Source organism: Streptomyces venezuelae, from assembly GCF_008642315.1.
Lineage (GTDB): Bacteria > Actinomycetota > Actinomycetes > Streptomycetales > Streptomycetaceae > Streptomyces > Streptomyces venezuelae_D.
Genome location: NZ_CP029192.1, coordinates 8,340,645 through 8,362,845, shown reverse-complemented (window position 1 = coordinate 8,362,845; position 22,201 = coordinate 8,340,645). Strand labels below are relative to the sequence as shown.

Annotated in this window: 28 protein-coding genes and 1 pseudogene; 22 read left to right on the top strand and 7 right to left on the bottom strand. The window is 68.9% G+C overall.

Going from position 1 to position 22,201, the window contains the following annotated elements; translation table 11 throughout:
- Window positions 1-72 precede the first annotated feature (72 nt).
- On the top strand, window positions 73-1,539 hold the full coding sequence (locus tag DEJ48_RS36990) for a GNAT family N-acetyltransferase (RefSeq protein WP_223832338.1): 1,467 nt from the start codon (window positions 73-75) through the stop codon (window positions 1,537-1,539).
- Here the strand turns inward: DEJ48_RS36990 and DEJ48_RS36985 are convergent.
- Window positions 1,499-2,773: a trans-sulfuration enzyme family protein gene (locus DEJ48_RS36985; protein WP_150220475.1), complete on the bottom strand. Its 1,275-nt coding sequence runs from the start codon at window positions 2,771-2,773 to the stop codon at window positions 1,499-1,501. The two genes, DEJ48_RS36990 and DEJ48_RS36985, sit on opposite strands and share 41 nt — an antisense overlap.
- 60 nt (window positions 2,774-2,833) lie before the next feature.
- Here DEJ48_RS36985 and DEJ48_RS36980 point away from each other — a divergent pair, with 60 nt between their 5' ends.
- Together DEJ48_RS36980 and DEJ48_RS36975 are read left to right on the top strand one after the other, a co-directional pair.
- The gene (locus DEJ48_RS36980; RefSeq protein ID WP_150220474.1) at window positions 2,834-3,349 is read left to right on the top strand and encodes an Lrp/AsnC family transcriptional regulator; all 516 of its coding nucleotides are present in this window, start codon (window positions 2,834-2,836) and stop codon (window positions 3,347-3,349) included.
- Window positions 3,350-3,381: 32 nt separating this feature from the next.
- On the top strand, window positions 3,382-5,100 hold the full coding sequence (locus DEJ48_RS36975; RefSeq protein ID WP_150220473.1) for a DUF885 domain-containing protein: 1,719 nt from the start codon (window positions 3,382-3,384) through the stop codon (window positions 5,098-5,100).
- Window positions 5,101-5,121: 21 nt separating this feature from the next.
- Here the strand turns inward: DEJ48_RS36975 and DEJ48_RS36970 are convergent, their stop codons facing one another.
- Complete coding sequence (locus DEJ48_RS36970) at window positions 5,122-5,643, bottom strand: rhodanese-like domain-containing protein (protein ID WP_150220472.1); 522 nt, start codon at window positions 5,641-5,643, stop codon at window positions 5,122-5,124.
- Between the two features lie 449 nt (window positions 5,644-6,092).
- Between DEJ48_RS36970 and DEJ48_RS36965 the strand changes: the two genes are divergently transcribed.
- On the top strand, window positions 6,093-6,830 hold the full coding sequence (locus tag DEJ48_RS36965) for a S1 family peptidase (protein WP_150220471.1): 738 nt from the start codon (window positions 6,093-6,095) through the stop codon (window positions 6,828-6,830).
- A 116-nt stretch (window positions 6,831-6,946) separates the two neighbouring features.
- The gene (locus tag DEJ48_RS36960; protein ID WP_150220470.1) at window positions 6,947-7,393 is read left to right on the top strand and encodes an Lrp/AsnC family transcriptional regulator; all 447 of its coding nucleotides are present in this window, start codon (window positions 6,947-6,949) and stop codon (window positions 7,391-7,393) included.
- A gap of 13 nt (window positions 7,394-7,406) precedes the next feature.
- Here DEJ48_RS36960 and DEJ48_RS36955 read toward each other — a convergent pair whose 3' ends face one another.
- The 3 genes and pseudogenes from DEJ48_RS36955 to DEJ48_RS36945 form a co-directional block, all read right to left on the bottom strand.
- On the bottom strand, window positions 7,407-8,207 hold the full coding sequence (locus tag DEJ48_RS36955) for an SAM-dependent methyltransferase (RefSeq protein WP_223832337.1): 801 nt from the start codon (window positions 8,205-8,207) through the stop codon (window positions 7,407-7,409).
- Between the two features lie 109 nt (window positions 8,208-8,316).
- Window positions 8,317-8,523: pseudogene (locus tag DEJ48_RS41195) on the bottom strand (exonuclease); the annotation flags it as partial.
- A gap of 122 nt (window positions 8,524-8,645) precedes the next feature.
- Window positions 8,646-10,322, bottom strand: coding sequence for a tyrosine-type recombinase/integrase (locus tag DEJ48_RS36945; protein WP_150220468.1), 1,677 nt, complete (start codon window positions 10,320-10,322; stop codon window positions 8,646-8,648).
- A 170-nt stretch (window positions 10,323-10,492) separates the two neighbouring features.
- On the opposite strand from DEJ48_RS36945, the gene DEJ48_RS36940 reads away from it, so the two are divergent.
- From DEJ48_RS36940 to DEJ48_RS36930, 3 genes are all read left to right on the top strand, one after another.
- Window positions 10,493-10,684, top strand: a complete 192-nt coding sequence (locus DEJ48_RS36940) for a DNA-binding protein (protein WP_150220467.1) — start codon at window positions 10,493-10,495, stop codon at window positions 10,682-10,684.
- 307 nt (window positions 10,685-10,991) lie between these two features.
- Window positions 10,992-11,915 carry a recombinase zinc beta ribbon domain-containing protein gene (locus tag DEJ48_RS36935; protein ID WP_150220466.1) on the top strand — a complete coding sequence of 308 codons (924 nt, stop codon included), beginning with the start codon at window positions 10,992-10,994 and terminating at the stop codon, window positions 11,913-11,915.
- Window positions 11,916-12,203: 288 nt separating this feature from the next.
- The gene (locus tag DEJ48_RS36930) at window positions 12,204-13,088 is read left to right on the top strand and encodes an MBL fold metallo-hydrolase (RefSeq protein WP_150220465.1); all 885 of its coding nucleotides are present in this window, start codon (window positions 12,204-12,206) and stop codon (window positions 13,086-13,088) included.
- Here DEJ48_RS36930 and DEJ48_RS36925 read toward each other — a convergent pair.
- On the bottom strand, window positions 13,007-13,879 hold the full coding sequence (locus tag DEJ48_RS36925) for a helix-turn-helix domain-containing protein (RefSeq protein ID WP_150220464.1): 873 nt from the start codon (window positions 13,877-13,879) through the stop codon (window positions 13,007-13,009). The genes DEJ48_RS36930 and DEJ48_RS36925 overlap by 82 nt on opposite strands.
- A gap of 330 nt (window positions 13,880-14,209) precedes the next feature.
- On the opposite strand from DEJ48_RS36925, the gene fabG reads away from it, so the two are divergent.
- The 13 genes from fabG to DEJ48_RS36865 all read left to right on the top strand — a co-directional run bounded on the left by fabG (window position 14,210) and on the right by DEJ48_RS36865 (window position 21,408).
- Window positions 14,210-14,920 carry a 3-oxoacyl-ACP reductase FabG gene (fabG, locus tag DEJ48_RS36920; RefSeq protein ID WP_150220463.1) on the top strand — a complete coding sequence of 237 codons (711 nt, stop codon included), beginning with the start codon at window positions 14,210-14,212 and terminating at the stop codon, window positions 14,918-14,920.
- Window positions 14,921-15,270: 350 nt separating this feature from the next.
- Entirely contained in the window at window positions 15,271-16,227 is a 957-nt protein-coding gene (locus tag DEJ48_RS36915; protein WP_150220462.1) for a ParB/RepB/Spo0J family partition protein, read from the top strand.
- Between the two features lie 55 nt (window positions 16,228-16,282).
- The gene (locus DEJ48_RS36910; protein ID WP_150220461.1) at window positions 16,283-16,624 is read left to right on the top strand and encodes a hypothetical protein; all 342 of its coding nucleotides are present in this window, start codon (window positions 16,283-16,285) and stop codon (window positions 16,622-16,624) included.
- Window positions 16,621-16,836 carry a hypothetical protein gene (locus DEJ48_RS36905; protein ID WP_150220460.1) on the top strand — a complete coding sequence of 72 codons (216 nt, stop codon included), beginning with the start codon at window positions 16,621-16,623 and terminating at the stop codon, window positions 16,834-16,836. The genes DEJ48_RS36910 and DEJ48_RS36905 overlap by 4 nt, the downstream gene beginning before the upstream one ends.
- 100 nt (window positions 16,837-16,936) lie before the next feature.
- Complete coding sequence (locus DEJ48_RS36900) at window positions 16,937-17,812, top strand: hypothetical protein (protein ID WP_150220459.1); 876 nt, start codon at window positions 16,937-16,939, stop codon at window positions 17,810-17,812.
- Window positions 17,813-18,658: 846 nt separating this feature from the next.
- Window positions 18,659-18,898: a hypothetical protein gene (locus tag DEJ48_RS36895; RefSeq protein ID WP_150220458.1), complete on the top strand. Its 240-nt coding sequence runs from the start codon at window positions 18,659-18,661 to the stop codon at window positions 18,896-18,898.
- A gap of 33 nt (window positions 18,899-18,931) precedes the next feature.
- A complete protein-coding gene (locus tag DEJ48_RS36890; RefSeq protein WP_150220457.1) occupies window positions 18,932-19,192 on the top strand; it encodes a hypothetical protein in 261 nt (86 codons plus the stop codon).
- A 9-nt stretch (window positions 19,193-19,201) separates the two neighbouring features.
- Window positions 19,202-19,390 (top strand): hypothetical protein, encoded by a 189-nt coding sequence (locus DEJ48_RS36885; RefSeq protein WP_150220456.1) that lies wholly within the window; start codon window positions 19,202-19,204, stop codon window positions 19,388-19,390.
- A 198-nt stretch (window positions 19,391-19,588) separates the two neighbouring features.
- On the top strand, window positions 19,589-19,858 hold the full coding sequence (locus tag DEJ48_RS36880; protein ID WP_150220455.1) for a hypothetical protein: 270 nt from the start codon (window positions 19,589-19,591) through the stop codon (window positions 19,856-19,858).
- Window positions 19,855-20,175, top strand: a complete 321-nt coding sequence (locus tag DEJ48_RS36875) for a VRR-NUC domain-containing protein (RefSeq protein ID WP_150220454.1) — start codon at window positions 19,855-19,857, stop codon at window positions 20,173-20,175. Before DEJ48_RS36880 ends, DEJ48_RS36875 begins: the two co-directional genes overlap by 4 nt.
- 158 nt (window positions 20,176-20,333) lie before the next feature.
- The gene (locus tag DEJ48_RS39960; protein ID WP_190537815.1) at window positions 20,334-20,501 is read left to right on the top strand and encodes a hypothetical protein; all 168 of its coding nucleotides are present in this window, start codon (window positions 20,334-20,336) and stop codon (window positions 20,499-20,501) included.
- Complete coding sequence (locus DEJ48_RS36870) at window positions 20,501-20,770, top strand: hypothetical protein (protein WP_150220453.1); 270 nt, start codon at window positions 20,501-20,503, stop codon at window positions 20,768-20,770. Before DEJ48_RS39960 ends, DEJ48_RS36870 begins: the two co-directional genes overlap by 1 nt.
- A complete protein-coding gene (locus DEJ48_RS36865) occupies window positions 20,767-21,408 on the top strand; it encodes a poly-gamma-glutamate hydrolase family protein (RefSeq protein ID WP_150220452.1) in 642 nt (213 codons plus the stop codon). Before DEJ48_RS36870 ends, DEJ48_RS36865 begins: the two co-directional genes overlap by 4 nt.
- Window positions 21,409-21,435: 27 nt before the next feature.
- On the opposite strand, the gene DEJ48_RS41190 is transcribed toward DEJ48_RS36865, so the two are convergent.
- On the bottom strand, window positions 21,436-21,651 hold the full coding sequence (locus DEJ48_RS41190; protein WP_190537813.1) for a hypothetical protein: 216 nt from the start codon (window positions 21,649-21,651) through the stop codon (window positions 21,436-21,438).
- A gap of 116 nt (window positions 21,652-21,767) precedes the next feature.
- On the opposite strand from DEJ48_RS41190, the gene DEJ48_RS36855 reads away from it, so the two are divergent.
- Window positions 21,768-22,175 (top strand): hypothetical protein, encoded by a 408-nt coding sequence (locus DEJ48_RS36855; RefSeq protein ID WP_190537811.1) that lies wholly within the window; start codon window positions 21,768-21,770, stop codon window positions 22,173-22,175.
- Window positions 22,176-22,201: the final 26 nt, after the last annotated feature.

The window sequence follows — 22,201 nt, the reverse complement described above, 5'->3', positions numbered from 1 at the left end:
TTTACCCATCAGTCACAGGGCGTTCGTGATCACGAAACACCGGTCCAGCACAGTGAACGTATGAGAGCTGACATGCCTGACGTGACACGGACCAAGCACGGACGCCCGGTTCATCACTGGCGGCGCGACGTGGTCGAGCTGGCGGCGCTGTTCACCGCAGTGGCGGTGGCCGACGCCGTCGCGAACATGGTGGGGCACGGACCCGACGGTCCCGCCCTGCTGGTCGTCTCGGCCGTGGTGCTGCTCGCCACGGCCGGTTTCCACATCTGGTGGGCCAGGCGCCACGGCCACGCCCCGCCGGCGCACGATACCGCCGCCCGGCCGCCCGCCGAGGCGGAGCAGGCCGGGCGCGCCACGACCACCACCCACGCCTCCGGGACCACTCCCGCGAGCACCGCCGAGGCCGATGCGCCCTCGACGCTCCCCGGCACGACCACCCTGTGGCGGATGCGCACGACCGTCCGGGACGAGCCGGGCTCCCTGGCCGCCCTGTGCGTGACCCTCGCCGAGCGCCGCGTCGACATCCTCAGCCTCCAGGCCCATCCGCTGGCCGAGGGCACCGTCGACGAGTTCCTGCTGCGCGCTCCCACGGACCTCGCCGGTGCCGAGATCACCCGGTCGATCGCGCGGGCGGGCGGCGAGGGCACCTGGATCGAGCGCGCCGACGCCCACGATCTGGTCGACGCCCCCACCCGCATCCTCGGGCTCGCCACCCGCACCGCGCTCGACGCGGCCGAACTCCCCCTGGCTCTGCGCCACCTCCTGGGCCGCTGCACCATCCGCTCCCTGCCCGCCGCCGCGCGCACGGGGACCCGCAAAGACGACCCCGCCCGTTCGGAGTCGGTCCCGGTCGACGGCGTACTCGACGGCACGGTGCTCAGGCTGAAGGGCCCCGACGGCGAGGTCATCACCGTGGAGCGCCCCTACCTGCCGTTCACTCCCACGGAGTTCGCCCGCGCGCGGGCCCTCGTCGAGCTCGACACGCGGCTCGGCCCGCGCATCCCGCGCAGCCAGGACGTCCTGACGCTCCCCGAGGGCAACTCCATCACCGTGCGGCGGGCCGACACCTCCGACATCGAAGCCGCCAAGGCCATGCACGAGCGGTGCTCACCGGGCACCCTCGACAAGCGCTACCACGGCCCGGTGCACGACGCCGACCGCTACCTCAACCACCTCCTCAGCCCCCGGTTCGGCCGCACCCTCGCGGTGCGCACCGCGTCCGGGCGGATCGTCGGCATCGGCCATCTCCTGTGGGACGGCGACGAGACCGAGGTCGCGCTGCTCGTCGAGGACGAGTGGCAGCGCCGCGGCATCGGCGGCCAGCTGCTCGGCCGCCTGGTGGCGATGGCGGTCGAGGCGGGCTGCGAGAGCGTGTACGCGGTGACACAGGCGTCCAACACCGGCATGGTGGCCGCGATGCGTGGGCTCGGCCTGCCGCTCGACTACCAGATCGAGGAGGGCACGCTGGTGATCACGGCCCGCCTCGACGCGACACCGGTCAGTTCGCGGCTCCCGTACGACCACGCACGGCGCCCCTGAGCCCTTCGGCGGCCGCGGCGCCCACGGTCCCTGTGGCCACCGGGGCGGGGATGGTGACCGGCACGGGGCCGAGCGCCCGGTCCAGGTCGTGCCAGAGGTCGTCGACGTCCTCGAGACCGCACGACATGCGCAGCAGCCGGTCGCTGACGCCGGCCGAGCGCCGGTCCTCGACGTCCACCACGCGGTGGCTGATGGAGGCCGGGTGCTGGATGAGCGAGTCGACGCTGCCGAGGCTGACCGCCGGGGTGATCAGCCGTACGCCCGCGATCACCCCGTGCGGGTCGCCGCGCACCTCGAAGGCGACCATGGCGCCGCCCATCCGCGGGTAGTGGACGCGCTCGACGCGCGGGTCGGCCGCGAGGCGGCGCGCCAGCTCCGCCGCGTTCGCGGAGGCCGCGCGCACCCGGACGGGGAGCGTGGACAGGCCGCGCAGCAGCAGGTATCCGGCGAGCGGATGCAGCACCCCGCCCGTGGCGAACCGGACCTGGCGCAGCCCTCGGGCGAGCTCCTCGTCGCACGCCACGACGCCGCCGAGGACGTCGCCGTGCCCGCCCAGGTACTTGGTGGCGCTGTGCAGCACCAGTCGGGCGCCGCTCTCCGCGGGCCGTTGCAGCACGGGCGTCGCGAAGGTGTTGTCGGCGAGCAGCGGCACGGTGCCGCAGGCGCGGGCGACCTCGGCCAGGTCGAGTTCGGCGAGCGTGGGGTTGGCGGGCGACTCGACCATGACCAGGCCGGTGTCGGGCCGGATGGCATCGGCGATGTCCTCGGGGTCCACCCAGGTCACCTCGGTGCCGACGAGCCCCGCGGAGAGCAGGTGGTCGCTGCAGCCGTACAGCGGCCGGACGGCCACGACGTGGCGCAGGCGCGCGGATCCTCGTACGAGAAGCACCGCGGTCAGCGCCGCCATGCCGCTCGCGAACGCGACCGCGCTCTCGGTGCCTTCGAGGCGGGCGAGTGCCGTCTCGAAGCGGGCGACGGTCGGATTGCCGAGGCGTGCGTAGACCGGCGGCCCGCCGTCGAGGACCCCTTCGGCGGCGAACGCGTCGATGCGGGCGGCCTCGCCCCGGCTGTCGCGGGAGGGGTAGGTCGTGGAGAGGTCGATCGGCGGGACGTGCAGGCCCATTTCGGCCAGATCGTCCCGTCCCGCGTGCACGGCTTCGGTGGCCAGGGCGCGTGACGGCGAGGCGCTGTCCGCGGAGGGTGTGTGCGGTGCTGTCCCGGTGTTCGCTTCCATGCCGCACAGGCTGAACATCGCACGGGGGCAAGGGGAGACACCCCGTGCTACGTTCGGCCGATGGCCGATTCCGTCGCACTGGACCCGGTGGATCTCCACATACTGCGCGTGCTGCAGAACGATGCCCGGACCACCTACCGAGACCTGGCGGCGCAGGTCGGTGTCGCGCCGTCCACGTGTCTCGACCGCGTGACGCGGCTGCGGCGCTCGGGGGTCATTCTCGGACATCAGCTGCGCCTGGACCCGGCGAAGCTCGGCCGCGGGGTCGAAGCGCTCCTCTCCGTGCAGGTCCGGCCGCACCGGCGGGATCTCGTCGGGCCGTTCGTGGAGCGCGTTCGGGCGCTGCCGGAGTCGCTGTCCCTGTTCCACCTCACGGGCCCGGAGGACTTCCTGGTGCACGTGGCGGTGGCCGGGCCCGCGGATCTGCAGCGGCTCGTCCTCGACGAGTTCACCGCGCGGCGTGAAGTGGCACGCGTGGAGACCCGGTTGATCTTCCAGCAGTGGGCGTGCGGTCCGCTGCTGCCGCCCGACGCCCCGCCCGACATCTCGCAGGATCCGCCGGGTGAATCATGGTGACGCGAACCGCTTCTCTGTACGACGATGTCCGCATGTCAGCCACCGAGAACCCGCATACGAACACCGGCCCCCTGCCCCGCGCCGTCGCCGACGCCTACGTCGACGAACTGATCGCCCTCGACCCCATCACGGGCACCTACCTCGGTGTCGAGGAGAGCAACAGCAGGCTCCCCGACACCTCGCCCGAGGGCCAGGAGGCCCTCGCCCGGCTGGCGCGCACGACCCTGGCGCGGCTGGACGAGGCGGAGCGCAGGCCCGGCGCGGACAGCGAGGCCGAGCGCCGCTGCGGGCGGCTCCTGCGGGAGCGGCTGACCGCGCAGCTGGCCGTCCACGAGGCCGACGAAGGGCTGCGCGCGGTCGGCAACCTGCACACGATGCCGCATCAGGTGCGGGAGATCTTCACCGTCTCTCCCATGGAGACGCGGCAGGACTGGGCGGCGATCGCCGAGCGGCTGCGTGCCGTGCCGGCGGCGCTCGAAGGGTATCGGGCGTCCCTCGAACTCGGCCTGGAGCGCAAGCTGTTCGGGCCGCCGCGCCCGACCGCCACCTTCATCGGGCAGCTCACCGAGTGGGCGGGCGAGACCGGCGACCACCCGAGCGGGCGCGGCTGGTTCGACGACTTCGCGGCGGCGGGTCCGGACGCCCTGCGGGCCGACCTGGACAGCGCCGCGCGGGCCGCCACCGCCTCGGTCGTGGCGCTGCGCGACTGGATGCGTGACGTCTACGCCCCGGCGATCGAGGGCGCCCCGGACATCGTGGGCCGCGAGCGCTACGCCCGGCTGTCCCGCGAGTGCAACGGCACCGACCTGGACCTGGACGAGGCGTACGCGTACGGCTGGTCGGAGTTCCACCGGCTGTTCGCGGAGATGAGGACCGAGGCGGAGAAGATCCTGCCGGGCGCGGCCACGCCGTGGGTGGCCCTCGCCCACCTCGACGAGCACGGGACGCACATCGAGGGCGTGGAGGAGGTCCGGCTCTGGCTGCAGGAGCTGATGGACGAGGCGATCGACGCGCTGGACGGCACGCACTTCGAACTCGCCGAGCGGGTACGGAAGGTGGAGTCCCACATCGCACCGCCGGGCGGCGCCGCGGCCCCCTACTACACGGGCCCGTCCGAGGACTTCTCCCGGCCCGGCCGCACGTGGCTGCCGACGATGGGCGACACCCGCTTCCCCGTCTACGACCTCGTCTCCACCTGGTACCACGAGGGCGTGCCGGGCCATCACCTCCAGCTCGCCCAGTGGGCGCACGTGGCGGAGAACCTCTCCCGATACCAGGCGACCGTCGGCATCGTCAGCGCCAACGCCGAGGGCTGGGCGCTGTACGCGGAGCGGCTGATGGACGAGCTCGGCTTCCTGACCGACCCCGAGCGCAGGCTCGGCTATCTCGACGCGCAGATGATGCGCGCGCTGCGGGTCATCGTCGACATCGGCATGCACCTGGAGCTGGAGATCCCCGCGGACTCCCCCTTCCACCCGGGCGAGCGCTGGACGCCGGACCTCGCCCAGGAGTTCTACGACGCGCACTGCAGCCGTCCCACGGAGTACGTGGCCAGCGAGATGACCCGCTATCTGACCATCCCCGGTCAGGCCATCGGGTACAAGCTGGGCGAGCGCGCCTGGTTGCTCGGCCGGGAGAACGCGCGGACCCGGCACGGTGCCGCGTTCGACGCCAAGGCGTGGCACATGGCCGCCCTGTCGCAGGGTTCCCTGGGTCTGGACGACCTGGTGGAGGAGCTCTCCGCGCTCTGACGACGTCAGGACGTCGGGAGATCAGCAGCCGCAGTCCCCGGCGTCGGTCGGGGCCGTGAGCGGGTCGGCGTCGCGCCGCTCACGGCCCTCCCACGTCTCGAACTCGAACCCTTCGCGGGCCCAGTACTCGAATCCGCCGAGCATCTCCTTGACCTGGAAGCCCAGTTGGGCGAGGGCGAGGGCGGCGCGGGTCGCGCCGTTGCAGCCGGGTCCCCAGCAGTAGGTGACGACCGGCACCGCCCGGTCGAGGAGCGCCTCCGCCTGCTCGGGGATCAAGGCGGTCGGCAGGTGGACGGCCCCGGGGACGTGGCCCTGGTCCCACGAGGCGGTGGAACGGGTGTCGATCACCACGAAGCCGGGGTCCCCGTCCCCGGCGAGCGCGGAGGCCACGTCGGACACGTCGGCGTGGAAGGCCAGACTGGCGCCGAAGTATGCGGCCGCGGCGGCCGGCGACGCCGGCGGAACCCGCAGCACCGGGTTCCGGGCGGTAGCGGGAGTGTGACCTGAGGCGGGGGCGCTGAGCTGCGCGTTCGTGTTGTTCATGGCGAAAAATCTACGGGTGGCGCACGGAACTCTGAAGCGGTGATTCCCGGCGTCCGTATGGGCCGACCGGCGAATCATCGGTAGTTCGGCGTTCTACGACCCCATTCCCCTGTGGCCCCTCCTCCCCTTGGGCCCAACAGGGTTGTCGCGAAAGCGCGTTGCCAGGAGCACGTCAGGTCCGTCGACAATGGTCCGGACCAGGAATTGTTTTGAACATGCACTGATCCGCAAGCCCAACCACAGCCGCACTGTCGCCACGGAAGCCTTCACCGACCCCTTGCGCCGCCCACAGCTCCTCTGCCAGATTCTCTCCCGCCAGATATGGCATGCACGCGCCAGGAGATACCCGCCTTCTCGGCGTGCGCAGTGACTGCATACCTATGCGGTCCCGTCCTCAACAAGGACGCTTCATCGCCACACAGCTTCATCCCCACACAATGGAGACGAACGTGCGAATATCCAGACTCGTCCCCGCGCTCGCGGCCACCGCCCTCGCCGTCCTGGGGCTCGCGCCCACCGCGGCGGCCCAGAGCGCGACGCGCGCGGAAACGCCCGCCGTGGCTTCGGCCAATGGCCCCCAGCCGATCATCGGCGGCGGCTACGCCAGCAACGCCCCCTGGGCGGCCAGGCTCTTCTCCAACGGCCGGCAGACCTGCAGCGCGACGATCATCGCCCCCACCTGGATCCTCACCGCGAAGCACTGCGTCAGCGGCGGCGGCCTGTCGTTCCGCATCGGCAGCCTCGACCAGACGTCCGGCGGCACCACGGCCAACGGCATCAGCGTCACCAGCCACCCGTCGTCCGACCTGTCCCTCGTCAGGCTGGACCGCTCCGTCCCCGGCACCTACGCGCGCCTCGGCTCCCCCGGCTCGGTGTCCGTGGGCCAGACCGTCCAGGTGTACGGCTGGGGCGCGACGTCCCAGTGCGGCCAGGAGATCAACTGTCAGTCCCGGCTCCTCAAGGTCGCCGACGTCGTCGTGACCGGCGGCTGCCGCGACGCCTACCAGGGCCAGGCCATCTGCGCCCGGCGCGGCAACGGCATCACCGCGGGCGGCGACTCGGGCGGCCCGATGATGGCCAACGGCGCACAGGTCGGCGTCGCCTCCACCAGTGACCGCCAGACCACGACCGCGTACACGAACGTGACGGCGTACCGCTCCTGGATCCAGAGCATCGCGGGCGTCTGAGCCCGGCCACTCGTCCGCACCCGTTTCTGCTCGCTCTCGCTCGCCTTTGCGGACGAGTGGCACAAATCCCCGGCCGCCTCTTGATCGGCCGGGGATTTCCCTGTTACCTCTCGGCCATGACCGGTTATTCCACGGACGCCACCGACTGGCGCATCCTCGATGTCCTCCAGCGGGAGGGCCGCGCCAGCTACGCGGAGCTGGCGCGCGCCGTCTCGATGTCGGCGAGCGCCGTCACGGAGCGGGTGCGGCGCCTCGAGGAGGCCGGCGTCATACAGGGGTACGCGGCCGTGGTCGACCCGGAGCGGCTCGGTCTCCCCATCCTCGCGTTCGTGCGCCTGCGCTATCCGAACGGCAACTACAAGCCGTTCCACGACCTGGTCGACGCGACCCCCGAGATCCTGGAGGCGCACCACGTGACGGGCGACGACTGCTTCGTCATCAAGGTCGCCGCACGCTCGATGCAGCACCTCGAAGAGGTGTCGGGCAGGATCGGCGCGCTGGGTGCCGTGACGACGAGCGTCGTCTACTCCTCTCCCCTGCCGCGCCGACCCCTGGGCCGCTGACCGCAGGGTCGCCTCAGCCGGCCTTGCGCGCCACCCCGCCGTAGATCCCGATCGCCTCGGAGCCGACGGGCGACGGAGCGTCCGGACGCCAGAACGGCACCTGGGCCAGGCCGGGTTCGACCAGCTCGAAGCCGTCGAAGAACCTCATGACCTCGGGCTTGGACCGGAGGTTCAGGCTGGCGGTGGCCTGGTTGTAGACGGCCTCGGCGTCGCGGCGGTCGGCGAAGTCGCTCGTGGCGTGCGAGAGGACCAGGTAGCTTCCGGCCGGCAGCGCGTCGCGCAGGGTGGCGACGATCCGCTCGGGCTCGTCCGCGTCGGTGAGGAAGTGGACGATGGCCACGAGGAGCAGGGCGACCGGCCGGTCGAAGTCGATGATCCGGCGGACGTCGGGGTGGTCGATGATCGCCCGTGGGTCGCACAGGTCGGCGAGGACGGTGCCGGTGGCGCCGGAGCCGCCGAGCAGCGCTTCGGCGTGCGTGTTCACGATCGGGTCGTTGTCCACGTAGGCGACGCGCACGTCCGGCGCCAGTTCGTCGGCCGTCTCGTGCACGTTCGGAGAGGTGGGAAGGCCGGTGCCGATGTCGAGGATCTGCCGGACCCCCTCGCCGACGACGTGGCGGACGGCGCGGCGCATGAAGTCGCGGTTGGCCCGCACGCCCAGCCGCACCTCGGGCGCGGCGGCGGCGAGTGCGTCCCCGGCGCGGCGGTCGACCTCGTAGTTGTCCTTGCCGCCCAGCAGGTAGTCGTAGATCCGGGCCGGATGCGGCCTGCTGGTGTCGATCTCCTCGGCGAGGAAGCCGCCGTCCTGTCTCACACTTCGCCCCTTCCGACGACCGTCACGGCCCCTGTCCCGCGCCCGGCTCGCGACAGCTTGCCACATCAACTCCCCTGCGCAGCAGGGGGTTCCGGGCTGCCGGACCTCCTCACGCCCCGCCCCGTCGGCGCACCGCCGAACCGGCCCGTCCCTTCACCACCTCCAGCTGCGCGTGCACGCGCCGTCGCAGGTCGGCGACGTGGCTGACGATGCCGACGCTGCGGTCGCGTTCGCGCAGGGAGTCGAGGACGTCGAGGACCTCGTCGAGGGTCTGGTCGTCGAGGCTGCCGAAGCCCTCGTCGATGAAGAGGCGGTCGCAAGTTCGACAACTGCGGGGGTAACCCCATCTGATCAGGCAAAACAGGGCAGAAAAGAGCCCCCGTTGATTGCTTCGGGGGCTCTTGATCGTGGCCGGGGGACGTGCGGGGGACAGCGCGCTCAAGCGGCGTTTTGCGCCTGGTCTCCGCGGTGGATACGTACTACGTGCAGGTGTCGTTCTTCTGGGTTTGCGGCGGAGGCGACTGCCTCATCCTGTGCTTCTGCTCCGGGAGGAACCGAAGCCGCGGCCTGCTCGTGGTCTATCTCTGATGCGGAGGTCTGTTCACCTTCGGGCTTCTCCACTCCGTTGCGGCGTGGCACGAGTTCAAGCGGGGCGTTGGCGGCGGCATGCTCGAACTGAGGCAACAGGCTGGTGTAGGTGTCAGCCGTCAGTTGGTAGCTGCTATGCCCGAGCAGGGCTTGGATGGCCTTCATGGAGAGGCCGGCAGCCAGGCTAAGTGAGGCTGCGCAGTGGCGCAGGTCGTGGAGGCGGATCGGTGGCAGACCAATGCGCTGGACGAACCTGTTGAAGGCCTGGGAGACGTTGGCGGGGTGGTGGGGGCGTCCATCGGGTCGGGTGAAGACGTAGCCGGAATCGACGTACGGTCCGTGGCTCCGAGGGTCTTCGCGGTGCTTCCTCTCCCACTCAGCGCGCTGAGCCTTCTGTACGTCGCGCCAGGCCGTGAGCAGGGCCAGAGTGGCGTGGTCGAGAGCGACCGTGCGGCGGCCGCTGCGGCTCTTGGGGGTGTCCTTCCATACGTTGTAGTTGGAATCGGTGACGAGCTGGCCGGAGACGTAGGCCACCCCTTTGGCGAGGTCGAGTTCTGTCCAGGGCAGGCCGGTTGCCTCACCTCGACGTGGCGCCCGGTACACCATGAGGTGCCACATGATGTACATGGGATGATCGACGGCTGCGTCGAGGAACTCACCCGTCTGTTCTGGGGTCCAGACCATGACTGGACTGCGCTTCTGGCCGGTCTCGCGCCAGCGTGCCACTCGCTCGTCGGTCCACACCAGCGGTTGGGGGCGCTCGTATTTAGGGACGACGACAAGCTTGGCCCAGTTTTGCGTGACGAGCTTCTCGGTGACGGCATCGTTGAGAGCGGCGGTGAGGCAGTCGAGGTACTTCTTCTGGGAGGCGGGCCCGGTGTCCTGGCGAGGCTTGGCGCGGGCTTCTTTGAGAGCTGTACGGGCTTGCTGCCATGCCTGACGCAGCTCGAAGGGCCGGGGCGTGGGCGCCTGACTCCAGGCCAAGTGGGCTGCGTCGCATTCGGTTTTGGCTAGCTCTGCCGCTTCGCGGTTGGCCTTCTTGACCTCGTTGTATGCCCATATCTGTTGGAACATCTCTTGGATGTGGCGCTCGCGGAGATCGCGCATGGGGAGGTGGCCGAGGGCGGGCTTGAAGACGCGGTCGATGAAGTCGCGGTAGTCGCCTCGGGTCTTGCGCTTGAGGTCGACGCGCTTGGCGTGCCAACGGTCGAGGTACGAGGCGACAGTCTCATTACTGTCGATGTCGATGCCCCCCTGAGCTTCGTCCCACAGCTTCTGCGCTTCCTCCTTCGCCTGCTTCTGTGTGAGGAAGCCGCCTTTGCGCGGGCGGCGGCGTTTGCCGCCTGGACCGTCGGGGGGCTTGACGTAGTAGTACCAGGAGCCGTGGTCGCGTCTGTTCAGGAGGGGGCAGGCAGAGCCGAGTTCGCGAAATCTGGGTTCCCCACTCGCGTCGAGAACAGGCTGACCGTCACTATCCAGCTTGGGTTCGGTGCACTTGCATCGCTTATAGGTGCTGCCATCGAACACGTGGGTATCCCCCTGGTTGCGGCGGGTTGTTCCTTACGTGCCCTGATCTTGCTGTAGCGAAGGTGACGCCTCCTTGGGCGTCGTATGCTTCCTGCCAGGTGGCGCGGGGAAGAGGGATGTGACCACCTTTGTCCTCGTCTGTGGCTGAGCAGCGCCAGCGGTGTAGCGGGATGTCCGTAGAGGAAGTCCGATCGCTGCCGGCAGTAGTGAATGTCGTGACAGCTGCACGCGCCCTGGGGATCGGGGCGGACAAGGCGTATGACTTGATCAAGGCGGATGCGTTTCCGGCGAAGCTGATCCCCCTGGGACGCACGCAGAAGGTGGCGACTGCATCGCTGTGGGAGGCCCTGGGGGTGTCCTGACGAGGCGCGGCACGGGCTCACCAGGGCCCGGTCGCATCACGCTGCGTCCGTTCAATGGGGCTGCATTTGACGTGGACGGGGGGCGCTGCGACCAGCTCCGCGAGGTGCCGCCCGAGAGCGAAGGGCGTCGTGACGTGCCTCACTGATCGTCGGCGTTGTGGCACTGTGACGTGCGCAAACGCTTCCGCTGGCGGGGTGCCGTCGGCCTGGTGGCCCCATTGTCTACACAATGGAGCTATCGTGACCTATTACTGGGCTAAGGGATCGCTATTGGGCAGGCGATCCGCTCGTGATCGGACGGAGACGCATGGCACGGCTGACCGGCTACCTGAGTCGCCGCGGAGGGCTCCACCCCCAGGAGGCCCCCGGCCTGCGCAAGGCCGCCTCCCTACTGTTCGACCAGCACAGCAGGGCCGAGGCGTGCCGGTGGATGAATGCCCAGGGATATCGCACGGCGCTCGGCAACGAGTGGGCACCGGAGGTCCTGACCCGCGTCCTGAGCCATCCCCGCATGGCCGGACTGGGCGAGGATGGCGAGCCCATCGAGGACTTCGGCGAGACGGTACTGACGCCCGATGAGCGTCAGCGGCTCCTTGCCCTGTTCGCCGAGAAGGCGGGCCAGCAGGCCGAGCCCCGCGACGCCTTCGACTACCTGCTGAACGAAGGCAGGTCGGAGTGCGGCCGGTGCGACTACAGCATGGTGGGCACGCGCGTCACCAGCGGCGGCGATCCGGCCTACCGCTGCCCCGCGCCCCGGGAGGGTCAGGACTCGTGCGGGCGGGTTCGGATGAACGCCGACCGGCTCGAAGACTCCGCGGCCGAGGAAGTTCTCGCGGAGCTGCTGCGGCCAGGCGCCCGGGAGCGGGTGGCTCAGCTGCTGGCCGACCTGCGGGCGGAGGCCGGGCGCCTGAAGGAGCACATCGACGGGTCGCCGGAGCGGTTCGGGGAGCTGCGCGAGATGCGCAAGGTGCTGGTGCCGGCCGCCTATGAGGCTGCCGAGAAGGCGACCAAGCAGGACCTGCGTGAGGCGCGGAGCCGTCTGCGCTATCTGGAGCAGCTGATCGATGTACCCGTTGACGACGTCGAGGACTTGGCCGCCTGGTGGAAGACGGCGCCGCGGGCCTGGCAGCGGGCGCTGGTCGGCGTGGTGATCGTCAAGGTGCGCGTCATGCCGGTGGGGCGTGGCAGGCACCGCGATCCCAGTGAGCGGATCCACATCGAGTGGCGCTAGGCACCGTCCATTTCGGGCGGTCAACTGCCCTGCTTTTGGTGTCCTGTTGGCCTGTGGAACGGGCCCCAGCTGAGATATTTCCGAAGCGCGGAGGCTCGTTGGCGTTACGTCTGCCCGTCTGCGCTGGGACCGCAGCAGCTTTGCCTCTGGGCTGGTTTGCCTCGCCGGGGACACCTGTCCGTAAGATACGGGCGTTTTGAGGCTTTAGCCGACTAAGTCCCACGGAATGGATGAACCACAGTGCCCTCCCCCGCCCTCCAGCAGCTGTCCGCCACCACGTGGGCGTGGATGAACGACCGGCCCGGCTGGGGCTACAGCAACAGCGGCGTGGTGGCCGGTGACGGTCAAGGCCTTCTGATCGATACACAGTTCACGCTCGACTCCACACGTGACCTTCTGCGTGCCGTCGCCACGACTCTGCCGGGCACTGAGATATCCACCGTCGTGAACTCCCACGCCAACGGTGATCACACCTGGGGCAACCAGCTCGTCGCCGACGCGGAGATCATCACCTCGGAGCTGTCCGCGCGTCACGCCTGCAAGGAGATGGGACCTGAGCAGCTGTCTGCCCTGTGCGCGATGAGCGGCCAGAGCACCACGGCGACCTACGCCGCTGAGTGCTTCGGGCATTTCGACTTCTCCGGCGTCACCGTCACGGGCCCCACCCAGACCTTCACCGGGCGGCTGGAGGTCAAGGTCGGGCAGACGCTGGTCGATCTGCTGGATCTCGGGCCGGGCCACAGCCCTGGAGATGTGGCCGTGCACATTCCAGAGGACGGCATCGTCTTCGCCGATGACGCGCTGTTCAGTGGGGCGCACATGGTGGTGTGGTCGGCGTCGATCTCCGCCTGCATAGCCGTCTGCGAGCGGCTTCTGGCGACCGGGGCCGAGACCTTCGTTCCGGGCCATGGGCCACTGATGGGACGCGCCGACGTCGAGATGGTGAAGGGCCGCCTGATTGCGGTTGCGGAGAGCGCCAGGCAGCTCGCCGAGGCCGATGTGCCTCTGATGGAGGCTGCGCGCCGGATCATGGCCGAGCAGGCTGGTTCGTGGGCTCATCCCGAGCGGCTGTTCACCCAGACCACAGCCGTCTACGCGGAAGCAGGCGCGCCCGGGGTGCCCGCGGGGACGCTGGCCATGGTGGAGGGCATGGCCGAGTTGGCCTGCCGGTAGGCGGCATCGCCCGGGGGCATGACGATCATCATCTTCGTGTTGTTCCGCAGCCGGGCGAAGGTGATGAACTCGACCTCGAAGACCCCGTCACGGTTGGGCAGGTGCAGTCGGCGCACATCACCGTCAGGGTGCGTGATGGCGGTGTGGTCCTCTTCGAGGATCTTCTTCGCCACCGGATCGCGCTCCTTGACCTCCCGGACGACTTCGGCGAGCCGCTGGTTTCCCTGGTTGGCCTGTGCGGCCAGGCGCAGCTGGGAGGCCATCGGTTTGGCCCAGGACTCTTCCCACTCGATGAGCTGTAGACGGGCCTCGGGGTAGGTAAGAGCCCAGATCATCACGTTGACGCCGCGGTTCATCCAGGGGAAGTCCCGGCCGGCGTGCTCGTTGAAGACGCGGATGTCCCAGTCGGGGCCGAAGGTGTAGGCGGGCCATATCTGCTGATGGACGAGTGCCGTGACGGTGGGGTCGAGATGTCCGGCATCCGGCCGCTTCAGGGGGGCGGGCTCGTGGCCGGTGGCGAAGTAGAAGAGGTGGACGCGTTCGGCGTCGTTGAGGCCGAGGATGCGGGCGACACGGTCCAGGACGTCATGGGAGTAGTTCTCCTGGGCTCCGGTCTCCAGCTTGCGGTACCAGCCTTCCGACATCCCGGTGAGCAGGGCCATGTCTGCCTGCGTGAGACCTTTGCGGTTGCGTTTCCCGTACCGCTCGGTGAACCCGGGTACAGCGCGCGGGTCCTGGCGCTTTCGCCAGGTGCGCAGCATGCGGGTGATCGGCGGCAGGGATGTCGTCATGGCCTTTTGTCCCTTATCAGGTCAGAAGAGTAAAAATGTTAGCCCAGACCTTAACTCACCCCTTGTACATACCAACCTTCCAGGATCACTCTTCGCAGCCTCCCGGACGTTCACAAAACGCCTATACATACCCAACAGAGGGCCGTTCCGTGAGTGGCAGTACCGGATGTGCCACTACCGGAAGTGACAAGGGCGACCTAACGCGGCGAAATCCGGGCAAGGTAGGCCGTGCACAGAGAGAACTCTTGCCGGCCACCCCCACGGACTCCGATATCCGGCTCCGTCGCGGTGGCCTCGACTCGTCAACGTGACCTGGAAGGTGACCCCCCAATGGGCCGCAGCGTCTTCATCACCGGTGGCAACCGTGGCATCGGATTCGCGATAGCCAAGATGATGGCGGAGGCTGGAGACCAGGTAGCCGTCACCTACCGCTCGGGGGAACCGCCTTCCGTACACGGCATCTTGCCGGTGCAGTGCGACATCACCGACCCCGGTCAGGTCGAGGCCTCCTTCAAGCTCATCGAGGCCGAGCACGGTCCGGTCGAAGTACTGGTGGCAAACGCGGGCATCACCCGCGATGGTCTGCTGATGCGGATGCCGGAAGAAGACTTCGCCGCGGTCATCGACACCAACCTGACGGCCGCCTACCGCCTCGCCAAGCGCGCGACGCGCGGCATGCTGCGGGCGCGCAAGGGCCGCATGATCTTCATTTCCTCCGCCGTCGCGATGCTCGGCGAGGCAGGGCAGTCCAACTACGCGGCCGCCAAGGCCGGACTCATCGGCTTCTCCCGGTCCCTGGCCCGCGAGCTGGGTTCGCGCAACATCACCTCCAACGTGGTCGCCCCCGGCCTCACCTCCACCGACATGACGGCCGTCCTGCCAGAGGAACGGATCAAGACGCTCCTCGCCCAGATCCCGCTCGGGTCGGCAGCCCACCCCGAGGACATCGCCGCGGCCGTGCGCTTCCTCGCCAGCGATGAGGCCTCCTACATCACGGGCGCCGTGCTGCCCGTGGATGGCGGCGTAGGCATGGGGCACTGACCCCTGGGGGCTCCGGGCCGTAAGGGGGAAGCCGCCCGTGAGGACCCAAGGCGCCTGGACCTTGGGCTGATGGCCGTCCGCCAGACGGCCACCTCGCAGGACCCTTGACCACGGTCCTGACGTTTCGGGGGGACGAGTGGCGGGCGAAACACCCGGTCGGCGCCGGCGCCCGAGACGCCCGTCACCGCTGCCGAGAGGGCAGGAGGCGTGATGCTCACCTCCCCCAGACATCTGGTGATCGAGGTCACTTTCGCGGGCTTCTCCCGGAATGGACACCCCCTACATAGAGAGTAGAATTTAGGTATAAGGTGAGGGCAGGAAACCTCACCACCTACTCCAAGGAGCACCCCATGCAGCGCGTCCTCAAGATGAGCCAGGTCCACCGCAACCCGCGCCAGCCGCGCGAGTACTTCAACGAGGACGCGCTGAACGAGCTGGCCACGTCGATCGACAAGTACGGCCTGATGCAGGCCATCGAGGTGCGTCCCGACAACGAGCTCGGCGGCTACGAGATCGTCGCCGGTGAGCGCCGCTGGCGCGCGCACCAGATCCTTGGCCGCACCAAGATCCGCGCCACGATCATCTCGGAGAAGAACGAACTCCAGCGGTTCAAGCGGTCCATGTCGGAGAACGTCACCCGGGAGGACATGACCCCGTTCGAGGAGGCTCACGGCTACCAGCGGATTCTCGACGAGGAAGAGGGCGCGACGATCGAGACCGTCGCCGCCGACTTCGCCAAGACCACCACGTACGTGAAGCTGCGCCTGGCCCTGCTTGACCTGCGTATCGAGATTCAGGAACTGGTGCAGGCCGGGAAGATCGGCACGCAGGCGGCGGTGCAGATCGCCGCGCTGAACTTCGCCAACCAGGGCTCCGTGCTGAGCAAGTTCGTGCGCGGCGAGTTCGCTGCGGACAACGAGATCGTGCACTTCGCCTTCGCGATGAAGCAGCAGCAGGACCAAGCCGTCCTCCTGGTCGTCGAGGAGATGACCGAGGAGCAGCGCACCGAACGCGCCGCCGCACAGAAGAAGACCCGCAACACGCTCGACAAGATCGAGCAGGTCCGCGAACTCCTGGACGAGATCGCCCGGACGAAGCCCTTGAAGCTCGCGGAGACGCTGGAGACGCAGGTCGGCGCACGGCTGGACCAGCTGGACCGGGTCGCTGAGTCGCTGACCAAAGCGCGGTGGCAGCTCAAGCAGGCCAAGGCGCACGCCGAAGCCCGCGAGCTGGTCAGCGTCAACCCGGAGGCGGAAGCGGACAGCTCCGCCGAGGACGGCGCCGACCGCGAACTGGCTGCCGCCTGACCACCACGCTCCGGGGGCGGGCTCCCCTGCTCGCCCCCTCACACGACACGGCCGCATGGCGCGCCTCTTCACCTCACACACCGCACCGGAAGGCTCCTTCATCATGCGCTTCAGCGCGCCTCTCACCCCCGCCCAGGCCGAGCTGCTCGGCGAAGACGTGGGCATGATCGCCGCGCTCGCGGCCCAGGCCCTCAACCACGTACACGGAGCGGACATCGAACGCCTGGTGAAAGCTTTCACTTCCTCCAACGCCTTGGACGTCACCGCAGTCCGCTACCTGAAGCACCTCGAGGACGGCTTGCCGCGAGGCGAAGCGGCTGGCCGAGCTGCGACCGCCCTCATGCACGACTGGGCAGACGCGGTCCTCAACTCCTCCAGCCGAGGAGATCGCGCATGAGCACCGGCCCGAACTGGCCCGACATGTGGCGCACCGACTTCGATCACGACGCCCTGAACTTGCTGCCCGTGCACGCGCCTGCACGCATTCCGGCCCGACCCGACGCCTACGGCACCGAAGCCCTCTTCGGCGAAGACGTCCCGGACAGATGCCCCTCCCGCAAGCCCACGGTGAAAGCCAGTGACGTCGAAGGCCAAGACGAGCTGTTCTAGCCCTCCGCGGGAGCCGACAGGGCCGTGGCCGCGTTCCGCGGCCTGCCCTGCGACAGCTCACCGGCTCGCTGATGCCCAACTCCCGACAGAACGAGCATTCATGCCCATCTACCTGCCCGAACCCACCCCCGAGCGCCCGCGGGACGGCAAGGGGTACAACCGCCTCAGCCTCAACGCACACATGGGGGCGGGTGGGGCGCAGTGCGCTCTGCGCCCGACCTCATACGCGACCCTCTTCGAGAGCTACGACACGCGACGCGCAGGGTGGGGCGGTTTCGGCTCCTGCCCGCGAGCAGGAGCCTGCGAGACCTGCGCCCTGCTGAACCACCCCCTCTCGGTGTCGCCGCACCCTGTTCCGTTCAACGCGGCCAAGGTCTTGATCCGCATCGACACCAGATACCCCGACAGCACCGCGCTCTCCGCCGCACCGACCACCCGCCTGTGGATGACGGACGACCCGGACGACACCTGCTATCGCGACCACGGGCAGATATGGACCTGGTTCAGCCTGCGTCACCTCAAGGGCTGGGACCTCGGCCGGACCTACCGCGACGAGATCGGAGACGGTTTTTGGCTGCACCGCACACCCGACGCTTGGGCCCCGCACGTGCAGGTCCGGGCCCGGCAGCGTGCTTCTTCGACCCAGCACGCCTTCGTGGTCGGCTCGACAAGAGCCGCCCTGCTCACATGCTTCGGCCGCTGCCTCCACAGCGACGGGCGGCTGCTCAATGTGATCGGCCATCACGTCCCGGCCGTGGTGGATGACGGTGTTCTCCCGTTGCGTCCCTCGGAGTTGCGTCTGCCTCACGGTGCTGTCGGCAGCCGGCATCTGGAGCTCGACTCCCACTGGGGCGCGTGCACACTCGCGCTGCGGCGAGGGAGGACTCGCCTTTCCCAGTTGTCGTTCGACGGCTCCACCTGGGCACCGGGGCAGATACGCGGGGCGGCGGCGCTGCTCGCGCACACAGAGGACTGAGCACGTGGCCACGTACGTGCCGCCGCCCCCGATCTACCTGCCGGGGGCGCACCTCCCTGACTCGGCGGCTTCGCCGTGGTCCTGCCGCTCATGCCGTACGCCATGGCCGTGCAGCGCCGCCTCCCCCTACCTGACGCAGGGGCGCTGTCAGTGCGGCTCCCCGACGTTCTGGGAGAAGAGGCTGCCGCGCAGCTGGCATATCGGGCCGCGCTGCTACAGCCTGGCGGACAAGCTGAGAGCCCAGGCGGAGGAGATCCGTCAGTACCACCAGGCGCACCCTCACTACCCGCCGGCGAGACCGCCCAAGCCGCGCCGTAAACGACGTCAGTGCCCGCCGTTCAACCACGTGCCCTCGGGGCCTGGTGATGTCGGGCCGGGCACATGGCTGTGGGTGAAGCCGGGTGGTTTGCACCCTGGGTGGGGGGACATCCACCGCCTGGCCATGCTGGTCCGCGCGGACCGCGAGGTCTGTGATGTGTGGGTCCATGAGGACGGCACCGTGCATCGGGTGAAGCCTCATCTGCTGCTCTTGGACACGAGCGTGATGCGACGGTCCTCCTCAACACCCGGTCGCGCGCCTGGATCCGGGGCTGGAACCGCCCCGCGGTGGCTGCGGTGGACGGTCGCCGATCACTTGGCGCACTGCGAATCAGGGCCGGGTGAGGGCCCGGTGGATCGCTTCGCGCAGCAGGACTTGTTCGACGTGACCCAACTCCGCGATGCGGACGCCGAGTTGCGTGGGTAAGTCGCAGTACCGAAGTGGATACCCCCCTTAAAGAGAGTAGAATTATCACATCAGGAAGAGGGGCCCACCATGCCGGGCGGGCCGGAACGGAATGGGGAAGCATGCTCACCATCGCGCCCGTCGATGCCTTCGATGCGCTCGGCGTACTCGCGCCCGAATGTGGGGAGTGCGAAGGCTCCGGCCTGGTCACGTACTGCCACGGCCCCTACGAGCGGATGCGGGAATGCGAGCACTGCCACGGCACTGGCCGCCATCTACCCTGCCCGCACTGCACCGACGGGACCCACCCCCAAAGCGGCGACGCCTGCCCCGCTTGCGACGGATACGCCGCACTCACCTGACCTTTAATAGGTCACGACTAAAGGAACTGGATCATGGATTTGGGAGACGGCATCGCCTGCGAAGCCCTCACCAAGGGCCTGTACGTCATCCGCTCCACGGAGCTAGGACTCATGCGCCTCGCCATCCCTCTGCCGGAAGGAGGCGTACAGCACTTCGAGCGCCCCATGGACGGCGGACCGGAGTGCTGGCGGGCCACGACCTTCGAGGACCGCGCGTCAGGCTTCACGTTTGACGAACCCGTAACCGCCGAATGGGGCATTGCCCTCGACTCTCTCGCCAACAGCGGCCGATAGGAGCACGTCATGACGCTCGACAAGAACACCATCGTCACCCCCGTCACCCATAAGGCCAAGGATGGGCTGCGGCCGTTCGGCCGCGTCGTCAGCTACGGCGAAGCAGTTCCCTTCGGCGAGCAGCTGAACATGGTCCTGTGGGACGGCATGCGCAAGCCGCTGCCGTACTACGACGACGAACTCGCGATCGTCGACTGAACCCGAAATAGGTCGCGATAGAAACTCGTGTTAGGTTCGTTCACGTGATCGAGCCCGGGCACGGCTCGACCACCAACCGACTTCTGGACGGGCAGCGACCCCCGCGCCCCGCCCGCCCAGAACGGCTCGTCCGATACGAGCCACCCCTCCGGCCGGGACCCGCCCCCAGCGGGTCCCGGCCCACCCATGGAGAACCAGATGCCTGCCATCCACCCCGCCGAGACACCCTCGGCAGCAGACGACGCCCTGTACCAGGCGCACATCGCCGAGCGGTACGGGCGCCCGGTCCACGAAATCCTCTGGGAGGAGACCCGGCGCCCGCTGCCCGAACTCCTCAAGGAACGCCACGGCCGCAGCCCGCGTCCAGTGCCGCTGCATCACCGCGAACCGCAGCCCGACCCGGACGCCGAAGCCCACCGTGCCGCCCTCCTTGCAGCAGTCACACCACGACGCCGGGGCGCCGCATGACCGAAGAACAGTTCCGGTGCCACGTCCGGAAGATCGCCGCCCTTCGCGGCTGGACGCTCACCTACCACACGCATAACTCCCGGCGCAGTGACGCTGGTTGGCCCGATGAGGTCTACGGACATCCCAAGGCCAAGCGGACGATCTTCGCCGAGTTCAAGTCGAACACCGGGCGGATACGTCCCGCTCAGCGCGACTGGCTCCAGCACCTCCGGGCGTGCGGCTTCGAGACTGCGCTGTGGCGCCCCACAGACCTTGATCACATCGTCGCTGTCCTCGCCCCTGACGGCCCCCGCGCCGAACTCCCCGAAACCTTCTGACCGAGGAAACCCCCACACCGTGCACAACCGCTCCCAGCAGGCCAGCCAGATCCCGCCCATGCCTGGCGCCAGCTGGTGCGGCTCATGCGACAGCTGGTTCAACCCCATCACCAACACCTGCCGCTGCAACAACCGCTGACATGAGCCAGGAGCCAGAGATGGAATCCCCGTCTCCGACACGAGACGCACCCCCCGAACAGGCACTCACCGAGATCGCCCGCCTCGCCAACGCCCTGTGCGAACACCTCACCGATGACCAGTGGCGCCTGTCGGCCCGCATCCGGCAGCTCGCCGAAGCCACCCTGCCCCACGCCGGAGAACACTGATGCACGCCCGCTTCGCGCCGCTGCCCGACAAGCGGACCCACCACGCGACGTACGAGACCGCCGCCGCGCTCCGCGACCGACCCGGCGAATGGGCCCACGTCGACACGCACCCCAACAGCAACCGGGCCTCCAACCAGGCCCACCGCATTCGCACGGGAAAGCTCGCCGCGTTCCGCCCCGCCGGCGCGTTCGAAGCCACCATCAGGACCGATGACGACGAGGCCATCGACGTCTACGCGCGCTACGTCGGAGCTACCGCCACACCGTGAACTCCACACGCCGCGCGACAGGCACCGACACGTACAAGAACTTCGCGGACCTCACCGCCAACGAAACCGAGGGCATCCACTGGTCACGCGAGGCGCACCGCGTGCCCGCCTCGGACTTGTCGCACATCGCCATCCACGGAGGCGGCATCGAGGTCGGCACCACGGAAGCGGCACGCGCCGCTGCGGGCGGCAGCCACAACTTCTACTCGTTCCACGGGAAGAAGGCCTCGGCGAACCGGGTCCTTCATCTCACCGCCAGCCACTTCGACGAGCCGCTGTGTGAGGCTCTCCAGGCCGACATGGTGCGCACGGTGTCGTGGCACGGCTTCCACGACCCCCTCAAGATCACAGAGGTCGGAGGGCTAGACGAGCACCTGGCGCTCTGGATCACCCGCTCACTGGAGCATGCAGGCTTCCCCGTCACGGGGGCCGCTCCAGAGCGGGCCGGACAGGGCCCTCGCAACATCTGCAACCGGAACCTTGCCGGGCAGGGTGCCCAGCTTGAGCTGTCGACAGCTCAGCGGACGGCCTTTTTCCGCGGTGGTGATACGAGCGCCGAGAACCGCGGGAACACGACTGCCGAGTTCAGCCGCTACATCGAGGCCGTTCAGGCCGCCTACCGGCGCGCTCGCGCCTGACTCCCGCCCCTCCGGGAAACAGTGGGGTCAGTAGCCGCAGTTCGGGCATCGCTCACTGCGGCGTCCGCGCGTCTCTACGACTACTCCCCGTTCGCGCATCCGCTGCACTTGGTAGTGGGCCGATAAAGGCGAAGAGAGGCCCGCCGCCTCAGCGAGTTCTCGAAGTGAGGGCGCCTCGCCGTACTCGGCGACCCATTCACGCGCGCTGCGCACGATCCGGGCCTGGCGCTCGGTGAGGCTCACGACCGCCTTTCGCGCGTGCGAGTTCCTTGAGAGCAACCCTGGCCGCTGGCGTTCCTGCTGACGTGTCCCAGTAGGGGTGGGCGCTCTACGCGCTGCCGCTTCCCCGCATCGTGCAGTTGACCACCGACCGCTTCAGCAGCGATGAGACCGGCGCCTACCTCGTCGTCGACCGCCACCCTGTGCTCCTGCCGCCGAAGCTCGCGCGGCTCATCGAACACCAGATGGCGAATCCGCGCCGCACCTCCCAGCTCCCACCCGCCACCACGGAACACGGCGCCTTCATCTTCCCCGGCCGGACCAGCCGCCCCCGCAACCCCGAAGCGTTCGCCCAGCGCCTGCGCGACCACGACCTGCCGACCCTGGCCGCGCGAAACACCGCGATGATCGAGAACGTGGCGGAGCTCCCGCCTGTCGTCGTTAGTGACCTGTTCGGCATCCACATCAACACGGCCAACGCCTGGGCGGGATATGCGCAGGACAGCTGGGCTGACTATCTCGCGGCCCAGGTGGAACTCCGATCCTGAACCGGTAAGAGATCACGCCTGGCAGC

What these genes read in the sequence shown, in the direction of transcription:
- DEJ48_RS36990 (WP_223832338.1), top strand. Translation starts at nt 73, where the DNA reads ATGCCTGACGTGACACGGACCAAGCACGGACGCCCGGTTCATCACTGG.
- DEJ48_RS36985 (WP_150220475.1), bottom strand. Translation starts at nt 2,773, where the DNA reads ATGGAAGCGAACACCGGGACAGCACCGCACACACCCTCCGCGGACAGC.
- DEJ48_RS36980 (WP_150220474.1), top strand. Translation starts at nt 2,834, where the DNA reads ATGGCCGATTCCGTCGCACTGGACCCGGTGGATCTCCACATACTGCGC.
- DEJ48_RS36975 (WP_150220473.1), top strand. Translation starts at nt 3,382, where the DNA reads ATGTCAGCCACCGAGAACCCGCATACGAACACCGGCCCCCTGCCCCGC.
- DEJ48_RS36970 (WP_150220472.1), bottom strand. Translation starts at nt 5,643, where the DNA reads ATGAACAACACGAACGCGCAGCTCAGCGCCCCCGCCTCAGGTCACACT.
- DEJ48_RS36960 (WP_150220470.1), top strand. Translation starts at nt 6,947, where the DNA reads ATGACCGGTTATTCCACGGACGCCACCGACTGGCGCATCCTCGATGTC.
- DEJ48_RS36940 (WP_150220467.1), top strand. Translation starts at nt 10,493, where the DNA reads ATGTCCGTAGAGGAAGTCCGATCGCTGCCGGCAGTAGTGAATGTCGTG.
- DEJ48_RS36935 (WP_150220466.1), top strand. Translation starts at nt 10,992, where the DNA reads ATGGCACGGCTGACCGGCTACCTGAGTCGCCGCGGAGGGCTCCACCCC.
- DEJ48_RS36930 (WP_150220465.1), top strand. Translation starts at nt 12,204, where the DNA reads ATGAACGACCGGCCCGGCTGGGGCTACAGCAACAGCGGCGTGGTGGCC.
- DEJ48_RS36925 (WP_150220464.1), bottom strand. Translation starts at nt 13,879, where the DNA reads ATGACGACATCCCTGCCGCCGATCACCCGCATGCTGCGCACCTGGCGA.
- fabG (WP_150220463.1), top strand. Translation starts at nt 14,210, where the DNA reads ATGGGCCGCAGCGTCTTCATCACCGGTGGCAACCGTGGCATCGGATTC.
- DEJ48_RS36915 (WP_150220462.1), top strand. Translation starts at nt 15,271, where the DNA reads ATGCAGCGCGTCCTCAAGATGAGCCAGGTCCACCGCAACCCGCGCCAG.
- DEJ48_RS36910 (WP_150220461.1), top strand. Translation starts at nt 16,283, where the DNA reads ATGGCGCGCCTCTTCACCTCACACACCGCACCGGAAGGCTCCTTCATC.
- DEJ48_RS36905 (WP_150220460.1), top strand. Translation starts at nt 16,621, where the DNA reads ATGAGCACCGGCCCGAACTGGCCCGACATGTGGCGCACCGACTTCGAT.
- DEJ48_RS36900 (WP_150220459.1), top strand. Translation starts at nt 16,937, where the DNA reads ATGCCCATCTACCTGCCCGAACCCACCCCCGAGCGCCCGCGGGACGGC.
- DEJ48_RS36895 (WP_150220458.1), top strand. Translation starts at nt 18,659, where the DNA reads ATGCTCACCATCGCGCCCGTCGATGCCTTCGATGCGCTCGGCGTACTC.
- DEJ48_RS36890 (WP_150220457.1), top strand. Translation starts at nt 18,932, where the DNA reads ATGGATTTGGGAGACGGCATCGCCTGCGAAGCCCTCACCAAGGGCCTG.
- DEJ48_RS36885 (WP_150220456.1), top strand. Translation starts at nt 19,202, where the DNA reads ATGACGCTCGACAAGAACACCATCGTCACCCCCGTCACCCATAAGGCC.
- DEJ48_RS36880 (WP_150220455.1), top strand. Translation starts at nt 19,589, where the DNA reads ATGCCTGCCATCCACCCCGCCGAGACACCCTCGGCAGCAGACGACGCC.
- DEJ48_RS36875 (WP_150220454.1), top strand. Translation starts at nt 19,855, where the DNA reads ATGACCGAAGAACAGTTCCGGTGCCACGTCCGGAAGATCGCCGCCCTT.
- DEJ48_RS39960 (WP_190537815.1), top strand. Translation starts at nt 20,334, where the DNA reads ATGGAATCCCCGTCTCCGACACGAGACGCACCCCCCGAACAGGCACTC.
- DEJ48_RS36870 (WP_150220453.1), top strand. Translation starts at nt 20,501, where the DNA reads ATGCACGCCCGCTTCGCGCCGCTGCCCGACAAGCGGACCCACCACGCG.